The organism is Microbacterium sp. NPDC055502 (assembly GCF_053643635.1).
The window spans coordinates 604,463-628,690 of the sequence record NZ_JBSHKJ010000001.1 but is presented as its reverse complement, the minus strand read 5'-3'; the positions used below and the strand labels follow the sequence as shown (position 1 = coordinate 628,690).

The window sequence follows — 24,228 nt, the reverse complement described above, 5'->3', positions numbered from 1 at the left end:
ATACAGGAGTCCCCGCCCGTGAGCAGTGAGATCGTCGTCGTCCCCCACACCCACTGGGACCGCGAGTGGTACGAGCCGCACGACGTGTTCCGCCTGCGGCTCGTGCACATGCTCGACCGCCTGATCGGCATCCTCGAGGCGGAGCCGTCGTACCGGTTCACGCTCGACGGACAGGCCGCGGCCATCGAGGACTACCTGGAGATGCGCCCGGACATGCGCGACCGCGTGGTGGCACTCGTCGAGAGCGGGCAGCTGAGCATCGGCCCCTTCCTGATCCTGCTCGACGAGTTCGGCTGCGACGGCGAGACCATCGTGCGCAACCTGGAGCTGGGCCGCGCCGCGAGCGCCCGCCTCGGCCGCACCATGCCCGTCGGCTACCTGCCCGACATGTTCGGCCACGCGGCGCAGATGCCGCAGATCCTGGCGGGCTTCGGCATCCGGCACAGCGCCCTGTGGCGCGGCGTGCCCGGTGACGTGCAGGAGCACGCGTTCTCCTGGGTCGCGCCCAACGGCGACGCGGTGCGCTGCGAGTACCTTTTCGACGGCTACGGCAACGGCCTCGACATGTTCGCCCTGCCCGGTCAGCTCCCCGCGCTCGCCCCCGACTACGCCGCCCGCACCGCGTCGTGGTACGGCGACGACCCCGTGCTGGCGATGCTCGGCACCGACCACTCCGCGCCCCCGGAGGACCTGGCCGAGGTGATCCGCGACTACGACGCGGCCGGCGGTGAGCCCCGCCTGTCGATCGCGACGCTCGACGAGCACCTCGCGCGCTACGCGACCGACGCGGACGCGCTCGCCGCGCTGCCCCAGGTGCGCGGGGAGATGCGCTCGCACGCCCGCGGCAACCTGCTGCCCGGCGTCTTCTCGATCCGCACGAACCTCAAGCGCGAGATGGCCCGCTCGGAGCAGGCGCTCGCCGCGGCCGAACGGCTCGACCTGCTGTACGGCACGCGCGACCACCGCTCGTTCTTCGACACGGCGTGGTACCGCCTCGTGGAGAGCACCGCGCACGACTCGGTCACCGGCTGCGGCGTCGACAGCACCGCGGAGCAGGTGGGCACCCGCATCCACACGGCCGGGCACATCGCCCGCGGCGTGATCGACAGCGTGCTGCGCGACCTGGCGGTGTCGGTGAGCCCCGCCCAGCACCTGGTGTTCAACCCGTCCGGCTTCGCCCGGCGCGCGCAGGTGGAGGTCACGCTGCACGGTGTGGATCCCGCCGCCCTCGCCCCCGGCGTGCAGGTGCTCGACCCGCTGCCCACGGTGCTGGGCGACGAGCAGTTGCGCACGGCCGACCTGCCCAAGCTCCTGCGCCGCATCCACGGGCGCGAGCTGTTCGGGCAGCAGATCAACGGCTACGCGTGGGGCGAGCGGTCGCTGCGCTTCGAGGTGGCCGAGAGCCCCCGCGGGGTGTGGGATCTGGCCGCGTTCACGGTCGAGCTGGAGGAGCGCGTGGCCGCCGATGCCGCGGGCGAGGACCTGTGGCACGTGGAGACCATCGCGGATCCGCGGCACCGGGCGCTGCTCGCGGTCGACCTCGACGGTGTCGCGCTCGCGGCCGTGTCGGAGACCTCGGCCCCCGCGCCCCTCGACCCCGTGCGGGTGACCGCGACCTCGCTGTCGAACGCGGCGCTGACCGCGACCGTGAACCCCGACGGCACGGTGCGCATCGACGGCGCGGACGGCTCCGCGATCGACGGCGCCCTGGCCCTGGTCGACGAGGGCGACTGCGGTGACTCGTACAACTACGGACCGGTCGACCCCGCCTCCGCCGTGACCGCCCCGGCGTCGGTCGAGGTGACGGTGGTCGAGGAGGGGCCGCTGCGCGGGCGACTGCGCATCCGCCGCGTGTACGACCTGCCGGAGCGCCTGGACGCCGACCGTCGTCGCAGCACCGCGACCGTGCCGCTGGTGACCGAGACCACGGTCGAGCTGCGCGAGGGCGAGGGCTTCCTCCGGGTGGGCATCGACTACGTCAACACCGCGTCCGACCACCGGCTGCGGGTGCTCGTGCCCACCGGGGCCGCGGGGCTGGAGTCGTCGCGCAGCGCCGGTCAGTACGGGCTCACGGTGCGCGGGCGCGAGGCCGAGGGCGGCTGGGGCGAGTTCCCGCTGCCGACCTACCCCGCGTACCGGTTCGCCGCGGCGGGCTCGACGGCGGTGCTGGTGCAGAAGCTGTCGGAGTACGAGCTCGTCTCGACCGCGGGGGAGCAGGACGCCCTCGCGGTGACGCTGTCGCGCTCGGTGGGCATGATGAGCGTGAACCTGCACCCGCTGCGCGATGAGCCGGCCGGCTCCGAGATCCCGGTGCCGGGCGCGCAGTACCTCGGGGTGCCGGTGCACACCGAGCTGGCGATCCTGGTCGGTGCCGACGATGCGACGGCGGTGCGGGCGTCCGACCTGTTCCGGCACGAGCCGCTCGTGGTGCGGGGCACCGGAGAGACGGACGGGCCGCTGCCGGAGCCCGCGTTCCGTGCGGAGCTGTCGGGTGACGTGGTGCTCGAGTCGGCGCGACGCGTGGACGACGAGGCCGAGCTGCGCTTCGTGAACTACCTCGACGGCGAGCGCGACCTGGCGTTCGCGGCCGAGGGTGCGTGGGCGCGTACCGATCTGCGCGGTGAGGTGCAGGAGGACGCCCTGGACACCCGCGGTGCGCGAGTGGCGGGCGGCGGCGTGGTCAGCCTGCGGCGCGCGATCCGGTGACGGCCGCACGGGTGGGAGCGCAATAGTGCTAATGTTAGGACAAATGCAGCGAGAGGAGGCGGGGCGATGAGCGAGCGACCACGGGCGACCGAGATCCTCAGCATCGGACGCCTCGGCGTCGACCTGTACCCGCTGCAGGACGGCGTGGGGCTCGGCGAGGTCACGAGCTTCGGCAAGTACCTCGGCGGCAGCGCCGCCAACGTCGCGGTCGCCGCCGCCCGGTACGGCCACGACACCGCGCTGTTCTCCCGTGTGGGCGACGACCCGTTCGGGCAGTACCTGCGCGACGAGCTGGAGCGCCTCGGGGTGTCGAGCCGGTTCGTCGCCACCGACCCCGATTACAAGACCCCGATCACGTTCTGCGAGATCTTCCCGCCCGACGACTTCCCGCTCTACTTCTACCGCGAGCCGTCGGCGCCCGACCTCCAGCTCCGGCCGGACGACGTCGACGCCGACACCGTGCGCGACACGGCCCTGGTGTGGTTCACCGCGACCGGTCTCAGCGAGGACCCCAGCCGCACGACCCACCTGGAGCTGCTGGAACAGCGCGGCCGCCGGGCGCACACCGTGTTCGACCTCGACTACCGCCCGATGTTCTGGGAGTCGGCCGAGGCCGCACGCCCGTGGGTCCAGCGGGCGCTGGGCTTCGCCACGGTCGCCGTCGGCAACCGCGAGGAGTGCGAGGTCGCCGTCGGCGAGACCGATCCCGAGCGCGCCGCCGACGCCCTGCTCGACCGCGGCGTGGAGCTCGCGATCGTGAAGCAGGGCCCCCGCGGCGTGCTCGCCAAGACCGCCACGGAGCGCGTCGAGATTCCGGCGCGACAGGTCGCCGTGGTCAACGGCCTCGGGGCGGGCGACGCGTTCGGCGGTGCGCTGTGCCACGGGCTGCTCGCCGGGTGGCCGCTGGAGAAGACCCTGACGTGGGCCAACGTGGCGGGCGGCATCGTCGCCGGCCGCCGCGAGTGCTCCACGGCGATGCCGACCGAGCGCGAGATCGCGGAGGTCGTGAACGGAGATGCGTGACATGACAGCACTGACGCAAGAGGACTTCGAGCGACTGCGCACCGTGCGGGCCGAGTCCCCCCGGGCGATCCGCGAGCTGCTGGCCGCGCGCCGCCGCCGCGACATCATCCGCGGCGACGGACGGCTGTTCATCATCGCGGCCGACCATCCCGCACGCGGAGCCCTCGCAGTGGGCGCGGAGCCCTACGCCATGGCCGACCGCTACGAGCTGCTCGACCGCCTCGCGATCGCGCTGCGCCACCCGGGCGTCGACGGGGTGCTCGGCACGCCCGACATCATCGACGACCTGGCCGTGCTCGGCCTGCTCGACGACAAGATCGTGGTCGGCTCGATGAACCGCGGTGGGCTGCGGGGTGCGAGCTTCGAGATGGACGACCGCTACACCGGGTACGACGTGCCGGCGATGGTGGACTCGGGCATCGACTTCGCCAAGGCGCTGCTGCGCGTGAACCTCGACGACGACGGCACGGCGCCGACCCTGGCCTCCACGGCCGACGCGGTGACCGCGGCGGCCCGCGCCGACCTGCCGATCATGCTCGAGCCGTTCCTGAGCCGCCGCGTCGACGGCCGTATCGTCAACGACCTCAGCCCCGACGCCGTGATGCTGTCGATCGCCATCGCGAGCGGTCTGGGCGCCAGCAGCGCGAGCACGTGGCTCAAGCTGCCCGTGGTCGACGACATGGAGCGCGTGCTCGCCGCGACCACCCTGCCCGTGCTGCTGCTCGGCGGCGACGCGGGTGCCGACCCCGACGACACGTTCTCCTCGTGGGAGGACGCCCTGTCGCTCCCCGGCGTGCGCGGCCTCACGGTCGGCCGCACGCTGCTGTACTCCGCCGACATCGACGTGGCCGCGGCCATCGACGTCGCCGCCTCCCTCGTCCACCCCGGCCTGTCGGCCTGATCCCGAAGGACCCGCATGAGCTCCGACACCCCCGTCATCGGCCACTGGATCGACGGTGCCCCGCACGCCTCGACCAGCGGGCGGACCGCCCCCGTGTTCAACCCCGCCACGGGCGCCGAGACCGCCAGGGTCGCGCTCGCCGACGAGGCCGAGATCGCCGCGGCCCTCGCGTCCGCGGAGCGCGGTTTCGCGGAGTGGAGCACGTGGTCGATCGCGAAGCGGCAGGGCGTGCTGTTCGCGTTCCGGGAGCTGCTGAACGCCCGCAAGGGCGAGCTCGCCGCGATCATCACCGCCGAGCACGGCAAGGTGCTCTCCGACGCGATGGGCGAGATCCTGCGCGGACAGGAGGTCGTGGAGCTGGCGACCGGGTTCCCGCACCTGATCAAGGGCGCCTACTCGGAGAACGCCTCGACCGGGATCGACGTGTACTCGCTCAAGCAGCCCCTGGGTGTCGTGGGCATCATCTCGCCGTTCAACTTCCCGGCGATGGTGCCGATGTGGTTCTTCCCCGTGGCGATCGCGGCGGGCAACGCGGTGGTCCTCAAGCCGAGCGAGAAGGACCCGTCCGCCGCGCTGTGGCTGGCCGAGCTGTGGGCCGAGGCGGGGCTGCCCGCCGGGGTGTTCACGGTCCTGCAGGGCGACAAGCAGGCGGTCGACGGGCTGCTGCACAGCGACATCGTGCAGTCGATCTCGTTCGTGGGATCGACGCCCATCGCGCAGTACATCTACGAGACGGCGTCGCGCACCGGCAAGCGCGTGCAGGCCCTCGGCGGTGCGAAGAACCACATGCTGGTGCTGCCGGACGCCGACCTCGACCTGGTCGCGGATCAGGCCGTGAACGCGGGCTTCGGTGCCGCGGGCGAGCGCTGCATGGCCGTGTCGGTCGTGCTGGCGGTGGAGCCCGTCGCGGACGAGCTCATCGCGAAGATCACCGAGCGGATCGCGACGCTGCGGGTGGGCGACGGCGCGGGCGACGGCACCGGCGAGCCCGACATGGGCCCGCTGATCAGCGCGGAGCACCGGGCGAAGGTCTCCGGTTACGTCGACATCGCGGAGGCCGACGGCGCCCGCATCGTGGTGGACGGCCGTGGCCTGACGGTGGACGGGCGCGAGGACGGCTTCTTCTTCGGCCCCACCCTGATCGACGACATCCCCACCGACTCCCGCGCCTACACGGAGGAGATCTTCGGCCCGGTGCTCTCGGTCGTGCGGGTCGAGACGTTCCAGGAGGGCGTCGACCTGATCAACTCCGGGCGCTTCGGCAACGGCACCGCGATCTTCACGAACGACGGGGGAGCGGCCCGCCGCTTCCAGCACGAGGTGCAGGTGGGCATGATCGGCATCAACGTGCCCATCCCGGTACCCGTCGCCTACCACTCGTTCGGCGGGTGGAAGGCGTCGCTGTTCGGCGACGCCAAGGCGTACGGTGTGCACGGGTTCGACTTCTTCACCCGCGAGAAGGCCGTCACCAGCCGCTGGCTCGACCCCGCCACCCACGGCGGCATCGACCTCGGCTTCCCGCAGAACCGCTGACGACACCGACCATCCGATCGACACCGACAGGAGGCGCCATGACCGCGAACGATCCGTGGTTCCACCCGCGCGGTGCCCTCGGCCGCGACGGCTGGGAGAGCGTGGTCGACGAGGCGCTGCCGGGGTGGGCGCACACGGGCCTGCGCGTGGGCGTGCTCGCGGACGGGGAGAGCCTCGCGCTCGCCGAGACCGGGGTCGAGCGCATCGTCGTCCCGCTCTCCGGCTCCTTCACGGTGACGCACACCGAGGGCGGCGCGACGACGGAGACGACCCTCGCCGGACGGACCTCCGTGTTCCACGGTCCCACCGACGTGCTGTACCTCTCGTGCGCCGCGACCGCCGTGATCCGCGGGACCGGACGGGTCGCGGTGGCCTCCGCCCCGACGACGGTCGTGCATCCCACCAGGCACCTCCGCGCCGATGAGACCCCGGTCGAGCTGCGCGGGGCGGGGCGGTCGAGCCGGCAGGTGCACAACTTCGGCACCCCGGCGACCCTCGACGCGGAGCGCCTGATCGTGTGCGAGGTGCTCACTCCCGCGGAGAACTGGTCGTCGTACCCGCCGCACAAGCACGACGCCCGGGTGCCGGGGCGGGAGTCGCGCCTGGAGGAGATCTACTACTTCGAGGCCGCGCCCACGCGTGACGGCGGGCAGGCGGCGTCGGCCGACGCGGCGTTCGGGATGTTCGCCACCTACTCCTCGGACGCGGGCGACATCGACGTCTCGGCGATGGTGCGCACGGGCGATGTCGCGCTCGTGCCCTACGGCTATCACGGGCCAGCGGTCGCCGCCCCCGGCTACGACCTCTACTACCTGAACGTGATGGCGGGCCCCGACCCGGAGCGCTCGTGGCTCATCACCGACGACCCCGCGCACGCGTGGGTGCGCGACAGCTGGAGCGGGCAGGACATCGACCCGCGGCTTCCCTATCGAGCAGAAGGAGCGCAGTGATGCGGACGAGGCGGATGACGGTCGGCCAGGCGCTGGTGGAGTTCCTGGCGCAGCAGTGGACGGTCGACGGCGAGCACCGCGAGCGCACGATCCCCGGCATGTTCGGCATCTTCGGCCACGGCAACGTCGCCGGTCTCGGGCAGGCGCTGCAGCAGTACCACCTCGAGCAGCCGGAGCTGATGCCGTACCACCAGGCGCGCAACGAGCAGGCGATGGTGCACCAGGCCGTCGGGTTCGCACGGATGCACCGCCGCCGCGCGACGTTCGCCAGCACGGCCTCGGTGGGCCCCGGCGCCACGAACATGCTCACCGGTGCGGCCCTGGCGACCACCAACCGCCTGCCCGCGCTGCTGCTCCCCAGCGACACCTTCGCCACGCGCGTCGCCGACCCGGTGCTGCAGCAGCTGGAGCGACCGCACGACATCGGGCTCACCGTCAACGACGCCTTCCGCCCGGTGTCGGTGTTCTTCGACAGGGTGCAGCGGCCGGAGCAGCTGTTCTCCGTGGCGCTCGCCGCGCTGCGGGTGCTCACGGATCCGGCCGAGACCGGGGCCGTGACGATCGCGCTGCCGGAAGACGTGCAGGCCGAGGCGCTGGACGTGCCGGTCGAGTTCCTGCAGGAGCGGGAGTGGCACGTGCGCCGGCCCCTCCCCGAGCGCGGACCCCTGGCCAGGGCGGTCGCCGCGATCCGCGGGGCGCGGCGGCCGTTCCTCATCGCGGGCGGCGGTGTGCTGTACTCCGAGGCGGAGGGCGCGCTGCGCGACTTCGTCGAGGCGACCGGCATCCCCGTCGGCACGACCCAGGCGGGCGGCGGCGCGCTGCCATGGGATCACCCGCAGTATCTGGGCGGGGTCGGCGCCACCGGCTCCACGGCCGCGAACCGGCTCGCGGCCCAGGCCGACGTGATCATCGGCGTCGGAACGCGGTACAGCGACTTCACGACGGCGTCGAGGTCGGCCTTCCAGCACCCCGACGCGGTGTTCGTGAACGTGAACGTCGCCCCGTTCGACGCCTACAAGCACGGCACGCAGCTGCCGGTGATCGCCGACGCCCGGGAGGCGCTGGAGGCGCTGACCGCCGAGCTGCGCGGCACCCGCGTGCGCACGGAGCTCGCCGACGAGGCCGCCGCGCAGAAGCGGGAGTGGGACGCGACGGTCGACGCCGCCCTCGCCCCGACCGGCCGCGACCTGCCGGGGCAGCCCGAGATCATCGGGGCGGTGCGGGCCGAGGTCGCGGACCGGGATGTGATCGTGCAGGCCGCGGGTTCGCTGCCCGGCGACCTGCACAAGCTGTGGCGCGTCAGCGACCCGCTCGGCTACCACGTGGAGTACGCCTTCTCCACGATGGGCTACGAGATCGCGGGCGGGCTGGGCGTCAAGCGCGGCCTGGAGGCGGCGGGCGACGACCGCGACGTGGTGGTGATGGTCGGCGACGGCTCCTACCTCATGCTCAGCTCCGAGCTCGCGACGGCGGTGGCGGAGGGCATCAAGCTCATCGTGGTGCTCATCCAGAACCAGGGCTTCGCGTCGATCGGGCACCTGTCCGAGACGGTCGGGTCGGAGCGCTTCGGCACGAAATACCGCCGGTACGACGCGCAGGCCCGCAGCTTCCAGCACGGCGACGTGCTGCCGGTCGACCTCGCCATGAACGCGCGCAGCTACGGCGTCGACGTGATCGAGGTCGCCCCCGGTCCCTCCGCGATCGAGGACCTGCGGGCGGCGGTGCGCGCGGCGAAGGCGGCGGAGCGCACGACCGTGATCCACGTGGAGAGCGACCCCACGGTCTATGCGCCGGACGGCGAGGGCTGGTGGGACGTGCCGGTCGCCGAGGTCGCGTCGACCGACAGCGCCCGGCGGGCCCGCGCGGAGTACGAGCAGCAGCGCACGGCGCAGCGCCCGCTGCTCGGCTGATCCGGCCCAGCCGCCTCCCACCCGGCCCCCGGTATCCTGGAAGGATGACTGAGAACCCCCGCACGCGCGAGACGCGCCCCCAGGCAGCGCCCGCGTCGTCCCGCTCGGGGGCGATCCGTGAGACCCGTGCCCCCCAGGTGCGCCCGGCGACCGAGGGCTGGACGCAGAAGAAAGACGCCGAGGGCCGTCCGCTGCTGCAGTTCGCGAGCCCCAAGCGCGGCAAGCCGCCGGTGCACCTGGCCGACCTCACCCCGGCCGAGCGCATCTCGAAGGTGAAGGAGCTCGGGCTGCCCGGCTTCCGCGCCAAGCAGCTCGCCACCCACTACTTCCGCCACTACACGTCCGACCCGGCCGAGATGACCGACCTCCCCGCCGGGATCCGCGACGAGCTGGTCGCGGGCATGCTCCCGCCGCTGATGACCGAGGTGCGCCGGCTGGAGACCGACCGTGGCGACACGATCAAGTTCCTGTGGCGCCTGCACGACGGCGCTCTCGTCGAGTCGGTGCTCATGCGCTACCCCGGCCGCATCACCCTGTGCGTGTCGAGCCAGGCCGGCTGCGGCATGAACTGCCCGTTCTGCGCGACCGGCCAGGCCGGGCTGACCCGCAACATGTCGACCGCCGAGATCATCGAGCAGATCGTGCGGGCCAACCGGGCGATCGCGAACGGCGAGCTGGGCGGCAAGAAGCGCGACGACCACTCGATGGAGCGCGTGTCGAACATCGTCTTCATGGGCATGGGCGAGCCTCTCGCGAACTACAAGCGCGTGATGGATGCGGTGCGCATCATGGTCGCGCCGCAGCCCGACGGCCTGGGCATGAGCGCCCGCGGCATCACGGTCTCCACGGTCGGCCTCGTGCCCGCGATCAGGAAGCTCGCCGACGAGAACATCCCGGTCACCTTCGCGCTGTCGCTGCACGCGCCCGACGACCACCTGCGCGACGAGCTCATCCCGGTGAACTCGCGGTGGAAGGTCGACGAGGCCCTCGACGCCGCCTACGACTACTACGCCAAGACCGGCCGCCGCGTGTCGATCGAGTACGCGCTCATCAAGGACATGAACGACCACGCCTGGCGCGCCGACCTGCTGGCCGAGAAGCTCAACCAGCGCGGTCGCGGCTGGGTGCACGTCAACCCGATCCCGCTGAACCCGACGCCCGGGTCGATCTGGACCTCGTCCGAGCGTGACGTGACCGACGAGTTCGTGCGCCGCCTCAACGACGCCGGCATCCCGACCACCCTCCGCGACACCCGCGGCAAGGAGATCGACGGGGCGTGCGGTCAGCTCGTCGCCACCACCGAGGACGAGGCCGCCGCCGCCGCGATGGCCTGAACAGGGCTTTCCTGAGAGCGACTCCAAGGCGGGCTTCGTACCCTGTCCGGATGCCCTATTCCGCCCATCGCCCGGGTCGCTTCGACTCGCAGGGTCGGATCATCCTCGACGGCGACCCGAACGCCGAGACGGATGACCTCGACTTCCTGCGCGAGTTCGAGCCGACGGGACCCGACCCCGACCCCTTCGTCGACGCTCCGGAGCATGCCGAGTCCGTGCGGACGACGGAGGACGCCGACGCCGATGCCGCAACCGAGGAGCAGCCGGCCCGCGCGCGTCGCGCCCGCCCGCCCCGTCGTCGCCGCACGGCCGCCGAGCGACTCCGCGCCCTCGCGATCCTCGGCGGCGCGGAGGGCGAGATCCTCGACCGCGTGCCCGGCGAGACGCCCCGCTTCGTGCAGATGTTCTTCGTGCTCGCCGGCACCGCACTGGTGTCCGCGATCTCGATGCTGTTCGCGCTGACCACGGGTGTGCAGGCCGCGATCTGGCTCGCGGTGCCGCTCGCGGTGGTGTGGGCGCTCATCATCTTCAACCTCGACCGGTTCCTCACCTCGACCATGACGTCGACCAGGAACGTGTGGAAGCTCATCGGGCTGGCGATCCCGCGGGTGATCATGGCGGCCATCATCGGCTTCGTCGTGGCGGAGCCGCTCGTGCTGCAGATCTTCCACAACGACATCTCTCGCGAGGTCGCCGCGACCAACATCGTCCAGGCGCAGTCCGATCAGGAGGCGCTCGAATCGGGCCCGGAGCGCAAGGCCCTCGACGCCGCCTCCGAGCGGGTCTCGGAGCTGGAGAACCAGGCGGCGACCGGGATCGTCGCGGGCACCGACTCGTCGTCCGCCAGCGAGTCGGCCGCGCAGGCCACGGTCGACGACCTCACCGCGAAGATGACCGCGCAGCAGGCCGTGATCGACCAGGCGCGCGTGCTCTACCAGTGCGAGCTGACGGGCGAGGGCGCTGGCACCGTCCCCGGGTGCACCGGGGTGAACGGCGAGGGCGCGAGCTCGCAGGCCGCGCAGGCCCAGCTCGCCGAGGCGCAGCAGACCTACGACGCGCTGGCCGCCCAGCTGCGCACGGCCAACGACGAGCTCGCGGCCGCCGGCACCGCCGCCAAGGAGAACACCTCGACCTCCGAGACGCAGAACCGCCAGCAGGCGAAGGACGAGCTTCCGGCCGCGCGCGAGACGTATGACCAGGCGCTCGCCGCGTACAACGCCCGCGCGGATGCCGTCGCGCAGGGCAACGCGGGTGCGGTGGGGCTGCTCAGCCAGATCAGCGGACTCAACCGGCTCAGCGAGAAGGAGCCGGCCATCCTGTGGGCGCACATCCTGATCGCCGCGCTGTTCTTCATGATCGAGCTGCTGCCGGTGCTGGTGAAGGTGCTCACGAGCTACGGCGACCCGAGCCTGTACGAGAAGGCCGTCGCGATCCGCAAGCAGGTGGCGCTCGACCGGGTGACGGCCGAGGGCTTCCGCGACCGCGCCGACATCGTCACGACCCCGGGCGCTCAGGCCACCTGACGCTCGCGGCCGCTCGCGCGCCCCGCGCTGGCTGAGGGATCCGCGTCCCGCACGGGGGTCCGTGCGCCGGCGGGGGAGCCCGGTGCCGTGAACGGCCCCGCGGTGCCCGTGTCCGCGGCAGCGGCGGGGCGATGCGCGGGGGCGACGTGCGGGGCCCGGGCGTCGCGCGGCACCCCGGCACCCCGCGTGCGGGCGGACGTGAGCACGTCGTGCAGGGTCCGCGCGCGGAGGGCCGGCGTCGCGGCGACGGCGAGGACCAGGGAGCGGACGAGCACGATCGCGGCGAGCGGCCGCCCGCCGTCGCTCCCCGTGATCGCGGCGTCGAGGCGGCGCAGGGGGCCGACCAGCGCGGGGTCGTCGAGCGCACGGTCGTCGGCGAGGTGAGCGAGCAACCGGTCGATGGTCCAATCCGCGGGGATTGGCCCCAGATCCGGCGTGAGAGTAGTGGTGGAGGTGTCCATTGGTCCAGAATCGGGTCACATGGACACGGACGACAGGGCCAATGCGGCGCCGATGGACCACGGATCGGCCCCGGGTCGCGCGACTCCGCTGGTGCGAGCGGGCGAGGTGTCGACCGAGGGGCTGGCCGCTCGGCTCGGCCGCTGGACCCACGGCGACGGAACGCTGGCGACCCGGCTCGCGCGCGGCATCTCGGCGCTGATCGCGGGTGGCGAGCTCCGCGCGGGCGACCGGCTGCCGGCCGAGCGCTCCCTGGCGTCCGCCGTGTCGGTGTCGCGCGGCACGGTCGTCTCCGCCTACGCCGTGCTCGCGGAGCAGGAGCTCGTGGAGCGGCGGCAGGGGAGCGGCACCCGCGTGGCGGGGACCGGTGCCCCCTCGGCCCCTGCGCGTCCCGGTCGCGGCGAGGCCCTGTTCTCCGCGGTGCCGAACACGATCGACCTGCTGCGCACGGTGCCGCAGATCCCGGAGCTCGGCGTGCAGCTGATCCGCGACCATCAGCCGCGTCTCGACCTCGCGCTGCTGCCCGAGACCGACCCCGCAGGGCTCCCGGTGCTGCGCGAGCTGATCGCCGAGATGTACCGCGCGGAGGGCACGCCCACCACGCCCGAGCAGATCCTGGTGACGCACGGCGCGCAGCAGGCGATCAGCCTCGTGGTGAACGCGCTCGTCGAGCCGGGCGACATCGTGCTCGCGGAGGAGATCACCTGGCCCGGGGTGACCGACAGCGTGGGGCTGCGCGGCGGCACCGTCCAGGGGGTGCCGATGGGCACGGACGGCCTCGACGTGGTCGCGCTGGAGCAGGCGATGGCCCGGCTGCGCCCCGTGCTGGTGGCGCTCAACCCCCACCACCAGAACCCCACGGGCACGCGCCTGCCCGCCGCGGCCCGGCACCGCGTGGCCGAGCTCGCCGCGCAGTACGGTGTGCCGGTGATCGAGGACCGCGTCGTCGCGGGGATCTCGTTCGACGGGGTCGTGCCGCCCACGCTCGCCTCGGAACGACCGGACGCCCCCGTGATGGTCGTCGAGTCGGTGTCGAAGTGGGCGTGGGCGGGGCTGCGGATCGGGTGGCTGCGTGCCGACCCGGTGCTGGTGCGGCGTCTGCGCGGCGCCCGGCAGCTCGCCGACCAGTCCACGAGCGTGCCCGGTCAGCTGCTCGCGCTCGACCTCATCGCGCACGCCGACGAGCTGCGGCGGGCCAACAGCCGCGTGCACCGGGAGCGGCTGCGGCTGCTGGAGCACCTGATGGCCGAGCACCTGCCCGACTGGACGTACGTGGCGCCGCGGGGCGGACTGGCGCTGTGGGCCGCGCTGCCCCGGGGGGCCGCGTCGGCTCTCGCCCGCGTCGCGGCGACCCACGGCGTCTCGATCGCCGGCACCGCCGCCTTCGCCGCGTCCCCCACAGCCCCCGACGACCACGTGCGCCTGCCCTTCACGGCGCCCGATGACGTGCTCGCGGAAGGGGTGCACCGCCTGGGCGCGGCGTGGGGCGAGTATCGGGAATCCCTCGGCCGACCGGCCTGAGCGTCCGCCGCCGGGACTAGCGTTGATCCATGGTCAACTATCGCTATCTCGGCAACAGTGGTCTCAAGGTCTCGGAGATCACCTACGGCAACTGGGTCACGCACGCCTCGCAGGTCGAAGACGACGCGGCCGTCAAGACCGTCCATGCGGCGCTCGACGCCGGCATCACCACGTTCGACACCGCCGACACCTACGCCAACACGGCGGCCGAGGTCGTGCTCGGCAAGGCGCTCGAGGGCCAGCGCCGCGAAGGGCTCGAGATCTTCACGAAGGTCTACTTCCCGACCGGCCCGAAGGGCCCGAACGACACCGGGCTGAGCCGCAAGCACATCATGGAGTCGATCAACGGCTCGCTGAAGCGCCTCGGCACCGACTACGTCGACCTGTACCAGGCGCACCGCTTCGACTACGAGACCCCGCTGGAGGAGACGTTCCAGGCGTTCGCCGACGTCGTGCGGCAGGGCAAGGCGCTCTACATCGGCGTCTCGGAGTGGACGGCCGAGCAGTTGCGCGAGGGTCACGCGCTGGCGACGCAGCTCGGCATCCAGCTCATCTCGAACCAGCCGCAGTACTCGATGCTGTGGCGCGTGATCGAGGGCAAGGTCGTGCCCGCGTCGGAGGAGCTGGGCATCTCGCAGATCGTGTGGTCGCCGATGGCGCAGGGTGTGCTCAGCGGCAAGTACCTGCCGGGGCAGCCGGTGCCGGAGGGCTCGCGCGCGACCGATCAGAACTCCGGGGCCGGGTTCATCCAGAGCTTCCTGCAGGACGACATCCTCACCGCGGTGCAGCGTCTCAAGCCGATCGCCGAGCAGGCGGGGCTCACGATGCCGCAGCTCGCGATCGCGTGGGTGCTGCAGAACCCCAACGTGGCGGCGGCCCTGGTGGGCGCCTCCCGGCCCGAGCAGCTCGCCGACACCGTCAAGGCCTCGGGCGTGACGCTCGACGCCGACACGCTGTCCGCGATCGACGAGGCCCTGGGCGACACGGTGAACCGCGACGCCGAGCACACGTACTCCGTGTCCCCGAAGTCCCGCCTGGTCTGACCGGGGCAGGCGAAGGCCCCCTCCCGCGATGGGCGAGAGGGGGCCTTCGTCCGCGCGCGGGCTACTCCTTCACGGCGCCGGCCGTCAGGCCCTGCACGATCCAGCGGCTGGCGAGGGCGAACATCACCATGGTCGGCAGGATCGTCAGCACGGCCGCGGCCGACATGGAGCCCCAGTCGATGTTGAACGTGGAGATGAAGCCGTTCAGCGCCGAGGGCACGGTGCGGTTCGCGTCGGTGTTCATCAGCACGACCGACAGGAACAGCTCGTTCCAGCAGTTGACGAAGTTGAAGATGAACGCCGCGATGATGCCGGGCGTCATGACCGGCACCAGCACCCGGAACAGGGCTCCCAGGCGCGAGCAGCCGTCGATCATCGCCGCCTCCTCCAGCGCGTCGGGCACGTTCTCGAAGAAGCCGCGCAGCATCACGGTGGAGAACGGGATGCAGATCGCGATGTAGACGAGGATGAGTCCGGGCTTGGTGTCGACGAGGCCCAGGTCGGTCATCATCGAGTACAGCGGGCCGAGGGCGATGAACGCGGGGATCATCTGCGTCAGCAGGAACGCGATGAGGATCGCCCCCTTGCCGCGGAACTCGAAGCGCGCGAGCACGTAGGCGCTGAGCAGGGCGATGAGCGTCGCGACGGCTCCGGCCGACACCGCCACGATCGCCGAGTTGGCCAGGAAGACCCCGAACGAGCTCTTCTCGAACAGGCTCGTGAAGTTGTCGAACGAGGGCTCGCTCGGCCAGTACTCGATCGGGAAGCGGTTGATGGTCCCCGGCGACTTGAACGCGGTGAGCGTGATCCAGTACAGCGGGAACAGCGTGATCAGGAGCCACAGGGCCAGCCCGACCACGCGCACGACACCGCCGACGGTCACCCGCGGCCTCGGTCGCGGAGCGGCCTTCGGGTCGGGCACCGTGATCCGACGGGTCTCGGTGATCGAGGAACCGGTCCGGGTGGTCGAGGTGATGGTCATCGCTGCACCCTCCGCATCGCCATCAGGTAGAAGGCGCAGAACACCATGAGGAACGCCACGACGATGAGCCCGATGGCGCTCGCGATGCCGTAGTTGCCCTGCTGCGTGTAGTTGATCATCCACGTCGTGATGATGTGGGTCTGGTTGGCCGGGCCGCCGTTCGTCATCGCGTAGATGATGTCGGGGAAGTTGAAGATCCAGATCACGCGCAGCAGGATCGTCAGCAGCAGCGTCATCGAGATGTACGGGATGATGATCGAGAACAGCTGCCGCACCTTGCCGGCGCCGTCGAGGCTCGCCGCCTCCAGCATCTCGTCGGGCACCGACTGGAGTGCCGCGAGGATCATGATCGCGAAGAACGTCACGCCGTACCAGATGTTCGCGACGATGACGGCGAACATCGCCAGCTTCGGGTCGGCCAGCCAGGGCAGGGGGGCGTCGATGAGGCCGGCCTTCATGAGCAGGTCGTTGACCACGCCGAACTCGGCGTTGAACATCCAGCGGAACAGCATGCCGATGAGGAAGCCCGACACCGCCCACGGGAAGAACACCAGCGCCTGGTAGAGCCCGCGGAAGCGGAACCGCTTGCGCAGGGCCAGCGCGATGAGGAAGCCGATGACGAGCTGGGGCACGAGCGAGCCGACCACCCACAGCACGGAGTTCCACGCCACGGTCGGGAACGCCGGGTCGCGGAACACGGCGAGGAAGTTGTCGAAGCCGACGAACGGGGTCGACGTGAGGTCCCACAGGTTCCAGTCGTGGAACGCCATGCGGGCGCCCTGCAGCATGGGCCAGTAGGTGAACCAGCAGACGAACACGATCGCCGGGGCGAGGAACGCCAGCAGCGTCAGGGCGTGACGGCCGCGGAACGGCCGACGCCGTCCGCGTGCCGGGGAGGCCCCGCCGGCAGTGCCGACGGAGCCCCCTTCACGGATGGTGCGGGCCACGGGTCAGCCCTTCTCCGCGGCGTACTTCTCGGTCCAGAACGCATCCCACGAGGCGAGCAGGTCCTTCGTCGACATGTTGCCGAGCAGCACGCTCTGCACGTCCTGGTCGGACTTCTGGATCCACTCGGTCCACCAGCTCACGCCGCGCGGCTGGCGCACGTTGACGTAGGTGTCCGGGTCCTCGGTCATGGTGACGTAGCTGGTCCAGGGGCCCGTGGAGTAGAACTCGTCGTCGGCCGCGGCGGCGATGATCGGCACGAGGCTGTTGGCCTGGGCGAACTCGGTCGCGGGCTCGGCCGACGACAGGAACTCGACCAGCTTCACGGCCGCCTCGGTGTGCTCGCTGTTCTTCGCGACACCCCAGCCGGCGACGGCGAGCGGCTGCGCGGCCTTGCCCGACGGGCCGACGAGCAGCGGAGCGGTGTCCCACTGGTCTTCGGTGAGGGAGGAGTCCTGCACGGTCGCGATCACCTCGGGGTCCTGCAGCAGGAAGGCCGTGGTGCCGTTGGTGAAGCCGGCGACCATCTCGGGGTAGCCCCAGGAGACGGCGGACGGCGGCGACGCCTCCTTGAAGAGGTCGAAGTAGTCGTCGACCGCCTCCTGCGCCTCGGGAGCGGCGAAGATCGTCGAGCCGTCCTCCATGAGGAACGCATCTTCCGTGTCGAGCCCGTCGATCGTGTAGGCCTCGATCGCGGCGACCACGTTGCTGTTGGCGTTCTGGCCGCCGCGGAACGCGTAGCCGTAGATGTTGTTCGACGGATCCTGGATCGCGGACGCCTGCTCCAGCAGGTCCTTCCAGCTGTGCGGGGGACCGTCGAAGCCCGCCTCCTCCACGAGGTCGGTGCGGTAGAACAGCGACAGGCCGTAGAAGCCGTACGGGACGAAGTAGCTCTTGCCGTCCTCGGCGACGCCGGCGGACTTGGCGTTGTCGGTCAGCGCGTCCCAGCCGTCCCACTTCTTCAGGTCGGGGCCGAGGTCGTACAGCCAGCCGTTGTTGGCGAACGGACCGACCGTGATGTCGCGCACCTCGAGCACGTCGACGCCCTTGCCGGACTGGAGCATCTGCTGGATCTTCTGGTCGGCCTGCTCGGTGGGCGGCGAGACCAGGTTCACCGTGATGTCGGGGTTCTCCTTCTCGAAGTCGTCGAGGAGCCCGCGGATGAGCTCGGTGCGCGCCGGGTTCGTCAGGCTCTCGACCATCTGGAGGGTGACGTCTCCGTCGCCGCCGGACGAGCCGGAGCCTCCGGAGCAGCCGGTGAGTGCGAGGACGGCGACGGTGCCGACTCCCGCTGCGGTCGTCAAGATCTTGTTCTTCACGATGTGCCTCTCGGTGGGGGATGGGTGGGTGTGTTTCGGGTGGGTCGGGTCGTGCGGGTGGTCAGGGGAGGATGAGGGCGTCGGCGGGGCGGATGCCGGCGCGGCGCAGGATCGCGGGGATGCAGCGCTCGACGAACGCCTCGACGTCGGAGGCCTCGGTGTAGAGGTGCGCGGAGAGGCGGAAGTAGCCGACCCCGCGGAAGCTCGTGAAGGCGGTCTCCACGCCGACCTCGTCGAGCAGGTCCATGCGCAGCGCGTCGGCCTCCTCGCGCGTCGCGCCGAGCCCGAGCGGCAGGCGGATCAGGCGCATGGACGGCACGGGGGAGGGCAGCGGGGTGAGCGGATCCTCGTCGCCGTACGGGCGCAGCGCCTCGGCGATCAGCTCGGCCCCGGCGTCGGCGCGCTCGGCCATCGCGGCGCGGGCGTGCTCCCACCCGAACTCGGCCTCGATGAACTCGACCGCGGTGGGGGTGGCCAGGTACGTCGTGGCGTCGATCGTGCCCTGGGTGTCGAAGCGCCCGGGGTAGGGCTCGCGGGCGGCCCACGAGTCGATCAGCGGCCACAGCTCGTCGCGGTCGGGTGCTGCCGTGACGAGCAGGGCCGAGCCGCGGGGGGCGCAGGGCCACTTGTGCAGGTTGCCGAACCACCAGTCGCCGCCCGCGACCGCGGCGGCGTCGGCGATCAGGCCGGGGGCGTGGGCGCCGTCGACGAGGGTGCGCACGCCGCGCTCGGCCGCGAGGTCGGCGATGCGGCGCGTGGGCAGCAGGCGGGCGGTGGGCGAGGTGATCTGGTCGACGACGATCAGCCGGGTGCGCGGGGTGAGGGCGTCGGCGAACAGCTGCACGATCTCGTCGTCGGGCGCGAGCAGCGGGAGGGCGACGGTGCGGACGGTCGCCCCGAAGCGGCGGGCGAGGCGTTCCGCCCCCATGGTGATCGCGCCGTAGCCCTGATCCGTCACCAGGATCTCGTCGCCGTGCTCGAGTCGCAGCGCGTTGTACACGACGGTCGCCGCGGCGGAGGCGTTGGGCACGAAGGCGCTGTCGTCCGCCCGGGCGCCGACGAACGGGGCGGTGCGCTCCCTGGCGTCCTGCACGCGCTCGGCGATGCGGGGGAACCACTCGACCGGGCTGAGGTCGGCGCGGCGACGCAGGGCGTCCTGGTGTGCGACCACGACCGACGGCACCGCGCCGAACGACCCGTGGTTGAGGTGCACGACCGCGGGGTCGAGAGGCCAGGCGTCGCGCGCTCGCAGGCCGGAGTTCAGCGTGAGCGGAGCGGGGAACAGCGGAGCGGGCATCGGACCTCATCGATGAGTGGGGGCGAGTTGTTGCACAACTTTGCCACAAGGCCCCGATTTTGGCTACGAATCCGCGAGGATGAAACATAGTTGTCATACGAGTTTGTCGCGTGGAGCGGTTCCGACAGACTGCACGAGGGGCGGGGGTGTCAGGGAGGATGACGATGAGCGCACTCGACACGGCGTTGCACGGCCTGCGGGCGCTGATCGCCGACGGTGCGCTGCGCCCCGGCGACCGCCTGCCCAGCGAGGGGGAGCTGTGCGAACGGCTCGGCGTCTCCCGCGGATCGCTGCGCGAGGCCATCCGCACGCTCGCGGCGCTGGGCGTGCTGGAGACGCGCCACGGCTCGGGCAGCTACGTCAGCGAGCTGCGCGCGGCCGACCTCATCGGCAGTCTGTCGCTCACCGTCGGGCTGCTGCCCATGGCGGGAGTGCTGGAGCTGACCGAGCTGCGCCGGGTGCTCGAACCCCATGCCGCCGCCCTCGCGGCCGCCCGCATCGACGCAGACACCGTGGCGGCGCTCGCCGCGGTGCTGGACGAGATCGAGGCCACGACCGACTTCGAGGCGCAGTCACGCCTCGACCACGAGTTCCACATGCGCATCTCCGCGGTCGCGGGCAACGAGGCCCTCACGAGCCTGATCGACGTGCTGCGCTCCCGCTCCCGGGCGTACCGCATCTCGGAGCCCGACGACGCCGCGGAGCTCAAGGTGCACTCCGACGCCGGGCACCGCGCGATCCTGCGGGGCCTCGCCGCCGCCGATCCCGTCGCCGCGTCGGCCGCGGCATCCGCGCATGTCGCGTACACCGAGTACTGGGTGCGGCGGTACTCCGGGCTCGACGACGTCCCGACCGCGGAGACGCCGTCCGCCTGAGTGCGCGCCGGCGGGGTCCGCTCAGCCGAGGGTGATGTCGACCTGGATCTCGGTCGCGAGTCGCTCCAGGTCGGCCCGCAGCGCGTCGAGGTCGACCGTCGGCGGCACCTTCGCGATCACCGACGCCTCGAACAGCCGTCCGCCCGCCATCGCCGCATCGCGGGTCTCGGTCGCGAGCTCCTCGATGCTCAGCGCGTGCGCGTTCAGCACGGCCGACACCTCCCGCACGATCCCGGGATGGTCGTTGCCGAGCACCTGCATCACCAGCAGCCGCTCCTCGTCCTCCTCCGCCACGCCGCGGGTCCCGGTGAGCACCGACAGGGTCAGGAGCCCCTGACCCTGGATCGCCCGGAGCGCGGTCTCCAGGTCGCCCGCGCGGTCGGTCGGCACCGACACCTCGATCACGCCCGCGAACGTTCCCGCGAGCTCGGCCAGCGAGCTGTTCTCCCAGTTGCCGCCGTGGGCGTCGACGACGTCGGCGACCGCCGCGACGAGTCCCGGCCGGTCGGCACCCGCGACAGTGAGGATGAGTGTGGTCATGGCCTCAGCGTAGGGGGCGTTCGGCGTTCGGGACATGCCCTTGACGCGGGCGTCGTGCGCTCCGCTCAGCTGAAGTCGAGCGTGCCGCGCACGATGGAGTTCCCCGAGTGGGCCGGGTCGCCGTCGATGGGTTCGAACGAGATGTCGACGAGGTCGTACTCGTCGAGGTCGACGTTCGCGGGGATGGCGAATGCGCCGGTCGCGGCGTCGAGCACGCCGAGGCTAATGAGCGCCTTCCCGTCGTTGCGGATGAGCCAGACCTCCCGGTAGTCCTCCGACCCGACCTCGCCGTCGAGCGACACCGTGAGGGTGCGCGCGCCGTCGCGGTCCTCGTCCACCTCTGCCGTGCCGATCGCATCGGGGTGGTCGGGGAACGGGTCGAGCGTCGCCGTGGCGACCGTGACCGGCCGGAGCGCGGCCGAGATCACCGTCCACGTGCTCACGCCCACGGTGACGACGAGGACCGTGACGGCGGCGAGCACCCACCAGCGGGCGGCGGTTCTGCGCCGCGGGCGTGGGGCGGAGGACGGCTCGCCCGCTGTCGGTTCCGCCGGGCGGAGAGGGTCGGCCCGGAGCCGCTCCGGCAGGCCCAGCTCGTCGTGCATGCGCGCCCACACGTCGGCGGGCGGCGACTCCAGCTCCGCGTCGGCGACGGTCGACCGCGCGACACCCGCCGCGTGGGCGAGGTCGGCGATCTCGGCGGCGCACGCCCGGCACTGGTCGAGGTGCGCGCGCTCGCGCTCGGAGGCGACCGGCTCGCCGAGCGCGAGCAGGGCGAGCTGCTCGGGGTCAAGGTGCGACACGGTTGACCTCCAATCGGTCGCGCATTCGGGAGAGGCTCCGGCGGATGTGGCTCTTCACGGTACCCAGTGGCATGTCCAGCCGTCGGGCGATCTCCTCGTGCGTCAGGTCGTCGAAGAACGCCAGCCGCATGACCTCGCGCGCCTCGGGTCGCAGCTGCCGCATCTCGTTCGCGATCAGGATGGACTGCGACAGGTCGACCGGTGCGCTGACGAGATCGTCGGGAGAGGTGACGCGCATCATCTCCTCCTGCAGCCGCTGGATGCGGGCCCGCGACTCGTGCATGTCGGCGATGCGGCGCCGGGCGATGGTCACCAGCCACGTGCTCAGGCGGGCCTTCGACGGGTCGTACCCCGTTCTCGACGTCCAGGCCGACACGAACGTGCGCTGCGTCACGTCGGCGGCGTCGGCGCGATCGCCGAGGGAGCGCAACGCGAGCGTGAACACCACCGGCGACCACCGCCGATACAGCTCGGCGAGGGCATCCTCGTCGCCCCGGACGAAGCGCTCGTTGAGCTGCGTCTCGTCGTCGGGGTCGTCCGCGGAGGTCATGCGCGCCTCCCTTCCGTTCGGGGCGTCGGGTACGGGTGGTCAGGCGGGCCGTGCGATGGCGACGACATTATCGCGGTAGTGACCGGTCGTGCTGTCGAAGGGTCCTCCGCACGTGATGAGGACCAGGCCGGGCGGGCCCTCCCTGGCGAACAGCTCCCCGGTGGGGAGAGCCGCCTTCTCGTAGAAGGCCAGCGACTCCACCGCGTAGGTCCGGGGCACGCCGTTCGCGTCGGTCACCTCGACGGTCGCTCCGGCACCGAGCTCGCGCAACCGGGAGAGCGGGCCGATGGGGTATCCGACGGCGTCCACGTGCGCGGCCAGCACGACGAGTCCGGCCGTGCTGGCGGCATCGGCGCCGTACCGGTACCACCCCGCCACCGCCGGGTCCTCCGGGAGCTGCATCTGCCCTGTCGGCTCCACTCCCACGTCGACCACGGTCATGTCGACGCCGAGGTCGGGGATGCGCAGCCGGGTCGGAGGGGTCGTGGGCTGCGGTGCGGGCAGCTCGGCGGAGTGCGTCTCCGGGCGCAGCATCGAGGTGGGGGCGGGCGACGGCGAGCGTGGGGGGTCGGAGGGGGGATCCGACGTCATCACCTCGCCCGCCCCCACGGGGGTGCAGGCGATCAGGAGCGCCGCGCACGCGGCACCGCATCCGGCGAGGAGTCCTCGCCGGATGCGGCGGCGCAGCGCCCCCGGTCTCATCGGCGCGCGATCCGCTGACGACGCACGGCGACGGTCGCACCCGCAGCCGCGATCATCGCCAGGCCGATCAGTGCCGTCGCCAGGACGATGACGGTGTCGGCGTCCCGCTGCGCCGCGTAGCCCGCGGTGCCGGAGGGCACGCCGCCGGGGTTGGTGTGCAGTCCCGAGACCGTCTGTGCGGCGATGGCGAGGGTGCCCTCCTCGGCGCTGCCCCACGCGTACAGGATCGTGAGCACGCCGTCCTGCACCGCCACGTCCTGCGGGCCGAGCACGGGGTCGGTGGTGCCGGCGAGGGCGACGGCGGCCGAGACGTTCCCGGCGGGCAGGTTCAGCGTCGCCTCGTTCGGGTTGGTCAGATCCTCGACCACCGGTGAGCCGCCGGCGAGGATGTCGACGGCGGGCGCGGCCGCGACGTGACGGACCGTGAGCCGCCCCTGGCCGGGTGCGGTGGGGGACGTGTCGTTCGTGAAGAGGTTCAGCCCGGGGTCGCCCGCCTCGGTGAGGTGCGCGACGGCGGTGTAGTTGGCACCGGCCGTAAGGGTCAGCGTCGCCGGGCCGAGCACGGGCGCACTCGCGTCGGCCGCGTCCGGCGCGGTCAGCGCGACCTCGTAGCTGCCGGCGGGGAGTTCCAGCGGACCGGCCAGTGAGCCGGGCTGGAAGTCGTCGATGGTGCGCTCGCCGTTGACGTACACGTCGACCGGGGTGTTCGGGATGGCGTGCAGCACCGAGAGCTGGGCGCTGCCGGTGGTCGCGGCGGTCGCGGGCGTGGCCAGGGCCGCTGCGGCCAGTAGTCCGACGACGAGGCCGGCTGTGGTGATTCTTCGCACGATGCTCCTCCTTGAACAGGGGCGGCGGTCGCCACCCATTGCCCCCTTATTCCGGGCGAGGGCGGTCGGCGGATGCACCCGAACCCGATCTTGTCGGCACTCTCCGGTCCCGGTGGTGCTTTTTTAGACGGTGCCCAGAAACTGATGGACATCGATCGGGACCGCGCGCATAATCGCATCCACACACCCGGACCCGGCAAAGGAGCACGCCATGAGCGACACGAACCACCCCGCCGAACTGTTCTCGTCTTCCACCGGCCCGACCGGCGCCTCCATCACCGACTGGACCGATCTCGGCCGGGAGATGTGGGCGTACCTGACCGGCCGAGGAGCGGCGGTGAACTACACCTTCGAGGACATGACCGTCGAGGTGCCGCGCGACATCGGCCCCGACGCGCCCCGCGCCACCTGGAAGTTCAACGGCACCCTGCGGGTGACCACGAGCGACCGCGCCACCGACGGACCGCACGCCGCCTGAGCGGATA

At 72.0% G+C, this 24,228-nt stretch carries 22 protein-coding genes; 12 read left to right on the top strand and 10 right to left on the bottom strand.

Translation table 11 applies throughout. The annotated features are described in order from the left end of the window. Window positions 1-18: 18 nt before the first annotated feature. From ACWH95_RS03205 to ACWH95_RS03170, 8 genes are all read left to right on the top strand, one after another. On the top strand, window positions 19-2,706 hold the full coding sequence (locus tag ACWH95_RS03205; protein ID WP_454120151.1) for a glycoside hydrolase family 38 N-terminal domain-containing protein: 2,688 nt from the start codon (window positions 19-21) through the stop codon (window positions 2,704-2,706). A 66-nt stretch (window positions 2,707-2,772) separates the two neighbouring features. Further along, a complete protein-coding gene (gene iolC, locus ACWH95_RS03200) occupies window positions 2,773-3,729 on the top strand; it encodes a 5-dehydro-2-deoxygluconokinase (protein WP_136033378.1) in 957 nt (318 codons plus the stop codon). A gap of 1 nt (window position 3,730) precedes the next feature. Continuing rightward, the gene (locus tag ACWH95_RS03195) at window positions 3,731-4,630 is read left to right on the top strand and encodes a Cgl0159 family (beta/alpha)8-fold protein (RefSeq protein ID WP_206252520.1); all 900 of its coding nucleotides are present in this window, start codon (window positions 3,731-3,733) and stop codon (window positions 4,628-4,630) included. A 15-nt stretch (window positions 4,631-4,645) separates the two neighbouring features. After that, a complete protein-coding gene (locus ACWH95_RS03190) occupies window positions 4,646-6,163 on the top strand; it encodes a CoA-acylating methylmalonate-semialdehyde dehydrogenase (protein WP_136033383.1) in 1,518 nt (505 codons plus the stop codon). Between the two features lie 38 nt (window positions 6,164-6,201). Next, entirely contained in the window at window positions 6,202-7,113 is a 912-nt protein-coding gene (iolB, locus tag ACWH95_RS03185) for a 5-deoxy-glucuronate isomerase (RefSeq protein WP_378802884.1), read from the top strand. Continuing rightward, window positions 7,113-9,023 carry a 3D-(3,5/4)-trihydroxycyclohexane-1,2-dione acylhydrolase (decyclizing) gene (gene iolD, locus ACWH95_RS03180; RefSeq protein ID WP_206252521.1) on the top strand — a complete coding sequence of 637 codons (1,911 nt, stop codon included), beginning with the start codon at window positions 7,113-7,115 and terminating at the stop codon, window positions 9,021-9,023. Before iolB ends, iolD begins: the two co-directional genes overlap by 1 nt. A 44-nt stretch (window positions 9,024-9,067) precedes the next feature. Then, window positions 9,068-10,357 (top strand): 23S rRNA (adenine(2503)-C(2))-methyltransferase RlmN, encoded by a 1,290-nt coding sequence (gene rlmN, locus ACWH95_RS03175; RefSeq protein WP_205828305.1) that lies wholly within the window; start codon window positions 9,068-9,070, stop codon window positions 10,355-10,357. A 50-nt stretch (window positions 10,358-10,407) separates the two neighbouring features. Continuing rightward, on the top strand, window positions 10,408-11,880 hold the full coding sequence (locus tag ACWH95_RS03170; protein WP_454120150.1) for a DUF4407 domain-containing protein: 1,473 nt from the start codon (window positions 10,408-10,410) through the stop codon (window positions 11,878-11,880). Here the strand turns inward: ACWH95_RS03170 and ACWH95_RS03165 are convergent. Then, window positions 11,868-12,341: a hypothetical protein gene (locus tag ACWH95_RS03165; protein ID WP_378802883.1), complete on the bottom strand. Its 474-nt coding sequence runs from the start codon at window positions 12,339-12,341 to the stop codon at window positions 11,868-11,870. The genes ACWH95_RS03170 and ACWH95_RS03165 overlap by 13 nt on opposite strands. A 19-nt stretch (window positions 12,342-12,360) precedes the next feature. On the opposite strand from ACWH95_RS03165, the gene ACWH95_RS03160 reads away from it, so the two are divergent. Then, on the top strand, window positions 12,361-13,860 hold the full coding sequence (locus tag ACWH95_RS03160) for an aminotransferase-like domain-containing protein (RefSeq protein WP_378802882.1): 1,500 nt from the start codon (window positions 12,361-12,363) through the stop codon (window positions 13,858-13,860). A gap of 29 nt (window positions 13,861-13,889) precedes the next feature. Then, window positions 13,890-14,903: an aldo/keto reductase family protein gene (locus ACWH95_RS03155; protein WP_136036085.1), complete on the top strand. Its 1,014-nt coding sequence runs from the start codon at window positions 13,890-13,892 to the stop codon at window positions 14,901-14,903. A 61-nt stretch (window positions 14,904-14,964) separates the two neighbouring features. On the opposite strand, the gene ACWH95_RS03150 is transcribed toward ACWH95_RS03155, so the two are convergent. The 4 genes from ACWH95_RS03150 to ACWH95_RS03135 form a co-directional block, all read right to left on the bottom strand. Further along, a complete protein-coding gene (locus tag ACWH95_RS03150) occupies window positions 14,965-15,885 on the bottom strand; it encodes a carbohydrate ABC transporter permease (protein WP_205812679.1) in 921 nt (306 codons plus the stop codon). Further along, window positions 15,882-16,832, bottom strand: coding sequence for a carbohydrate ABC transporter permease (locus tag ACWH95_RS03145; RefSeq protein ID WP_136029429.1), 951 nt, complete (start codon window positions 16,830-16,832; stop codon window positions 15,882-15,884). Before ACWH95_RS03145 ends, ACWH95_RS03150 begins: the two co-directional genes overlap by 4 nt. A 3-nt stretch (window positions 16,833-16,835) precedes the next feature. Next, the gene (locus tag ACWH95_RS03140) at window positions 16,836-18,149 is read right to left on the bottom strand and encodes an ABC transporter substrate-binding protein (RefSeq protein WP_378802881.1); all 1,314 of its coding nucleotides are present in this window, start codon (window positions 18,147-18,149) and stop codon (window positions 16,836-16,838) included. 61 nt (window positions 18,150-18,210) lie between these two features. Beyond that, window positions 18,211-19,446 (bottom strand): aminotransferase class V-fold PLP-dependent enzyme, encoded by a 1,236-nt coding sequence (locus ACWH95_RS03135; RefSeq protein WP_454120149.1) that lies wholly within the window; start codon window positions 19,444-19,446, stop codon window positions 18,211-18,213. 164 nt (window positions 19,447-19,610) lie between these two features. Here ACWH95_RS03135 and ACWH95_RS03130 point away from each other — a divergent pair, with 164 nt between their 5' ends. Beyond that, window positions 19,611-20,321, top strand: coding sequence for a FadR/GntR family transcriptional regulator (locus ACWH95_RS03130; protein ID WP_136029435.1), 711 nt, complete (start codon window positions 19,611-19,613; stop codon window positions 20,319-20,321). A 21-nt stretch (window positions 20,322-20,342) separates the two neighbouring features. On the opposite strand, the gene ACWH95_RS03125 is transcribed toward ACWH95_RS03130, so the two are convergent. The 5 genes from ACWH95_RS03125 to ACWH95_RS03105 all read right to left on the bottom strand — a co-directional run bounded on the left by ACWH95_RS03125 (window position 20,343) and on the right by ACWH95_RS03105 (window position 23,743). Beyond that, on the bottom strand, window positions 20,343-20,861 hold the full coding sequence (locus tag ACWH95_RS03125) for a glycine cleavage system protein R (protein WP_136036054.1): 519 nt from the start codon (window positions 20,859-20,861) through the stop codon (window positions 20,343-20,345). A 65-nt stretch (window positions 20,862-20,926) separates the two neighbouring features. Beyond that, window positions 20,927-21,664: an anti-sigma factor gene (locus ACWH95_RS03120; protein ID WP_454120148.1), complete on the bottom strand. Its 738-nt coding sequence runs from the start codon at window positions 21,662-21,664 to the stop codon at window positions 20,927-20,929. Further along, window positions 21,651-22,214, bottom strand: coding sequence for an RNA polymerase sigma factor (locus ACWH95_RS03115; protein ID WP_136036703.1), 564 nt, complete (start codon window positions 22,212-22,214; stop codon window positions 21,651-21,653). The genes ACWH95_RS03120 and ACWH95_RS03115 overlap by 14 nt, the downstream gene beginning before the upstream one ends. A gap of 39 nt (window positions 22,215-22,253) precedes the next feature. Then, on the bottom strand, window positions 22,254-22,916 hold the full coding sequence (locus tag ACWH95_RS03110; protein ID WP_454120147.1) for a class F sortase: 663 nt from the start codon (window positions 22,914-22,916) through the stop codon (window positions 22,254-22,256). After that, a complete protein-coding gene (locus ACWH95_RS03105; RefSeq protein ID WP_206252528.1) occupies window positions 22,913-23,743 on the bottom strand; it encodes a DUF4397 domain-containing protein in 831 nt (276 codons plus the stop codon). Before ACWH95_RS03105 ends, ACWH95_RS03110 begins: the two co-directional genes overlap by 4 nt. Window positions 23,744-23,954: 211 nt before the next feature. Between ACWH95_RS03105 and ACWH95_RS03100 the strand changes: the two genes are divergently transcribed. Continuing rightward, entirely contained in the window at window positions 23,955-24,221 is a 267-nt protein-coding gene (locus tag ACWH95_RS03100; RefSeq protein WP_136029443.1) for a hypothetical protein, read from the top strand. Window positions 24,222-24,228 lie beyond the last annotated feature (7 nt).

Excerpts from the sequence above, each read along its gene's own strand:
- iolC (WP_136033378.1), top strand. The coding sequence starts at position 2,773 with ATGAGCGAGCGACCACGGGCGACCGAGATCCTCAGCATCGGACGCCTC.
- ACWH95_RS03195 (WP_206252520.1), top strand. The coding sequence starts at position 3,731 with ATGACAGCACTGACGCAAGAGGACTTCGAGCGACTGCGCACCGTGCGG.
- ACWH95_RS03190 (WP_136033383.1), top strand. The coding sequence starts at position 4,646 with ATGAGCTCCGACACCCCCGTCATCGGCCACTGGATCGACGGTGCCCCG.
- iolB (WP_378802884.1), top strand. The coding sequence starts at position 6,202 with ATGACCGCGAACGATCCGTGGTTCCACCCGCGCGGTGCCCTCGGCCGC.
- iolD (WP_206252521.1), top strand. The coding sequence starts at position 7,113 with ATGCGGACGAGGCGGATGACGGTCGGCCAGGCGCTGGTGGAGTTCCTG.
- rlmN (WP_205828305.1), top strand. The coding sequence starts at position 9,068 with ATGACTGAGAACCCCCGCACGCGCGAGACGCGCCCCCAGGCAGCGCCC.
- ACWH95_RS03170 (WP_454120150.1), top strand. The coding sequence starts at position 10,408 with ATGCCCTATTCCGCCCATCGCCCGGGTCGCTTCGACTCGCAGGGTCGG.
- ACWH95_RS03165 (WP_378802883.1), bottom strand. The coding sequence starts at position 12,341 with ATGGACACCTCCACCACTACTCTCACGCCGGATCTGGGGCCAATCCCC.
- ACWH95_RS03160 (WP_378802882.1), top strand. The coding sequence starts at position 12,361 with ATGGACACGGACGACAGGGCCAATGCGGCGCCGATGGACCACGGATCG.
- ACWH95_RS03155 (WP_136036085.1), top strand. The coding sequence starts at position 13,890 with ATGGTCAACTATCGCTATCTCGGCAACAGTGGTCTCAAGGTCTCGGAG.
- ACWH95_RS03150 (WP_205812679.1), bottom strand. The coding sequence starts at position 15,885 with ATGACCATCACCTCGACCACCCGGACCGGTTCCTCGATCACCGAGACC.
- ACWH95_RS03135 (WP_454120149.1), bottom strand. The coding sequence starts at position 19,446 with ATGCCCGCTCCGCTGTTCCCCGCTCCGCTCACGCTGAACTCCGGCCTG.
- ACWH95_RS03130 (WP_136029435.1), top strand. The coding sequence starts at position 19,611 with ATGAGCGCACTCGACACGGCGTTGCACGGCCTGCGGGCGCTGATCGCC.
- ACWH95_RS03125 (WP_136036054.1), bottom strand. The coding sequence starts at position 20,861 with ATGACCACACTCATCCTCACTGTCGCGGGTGCCGACCGGCCGGGACTC.
- ACWH95_RS03115 (WP_136036703.1), bottom strand. The coding sequence starts at position 22,214 with ATGACCTCCGCGGACGACCCCGACGACGAGACGCAGCTCAACGAGCGC.
- ACWH95_RS03110 (WP_454120147.1), bottom strand. The coding sequence starts at position 22,916 with ATGAGACCGGGGGCGCTGCGCCGCCGCATCCGGCGAGGACTCCTCGCC.
- ACWH95_RS03100 (WP_136029443.1), top strand. The coding sequence starts at position 23,955 with ATGAGCGACACGAACCACCCCGCCGAACTGTTCTCGTCTTCCACCGGC.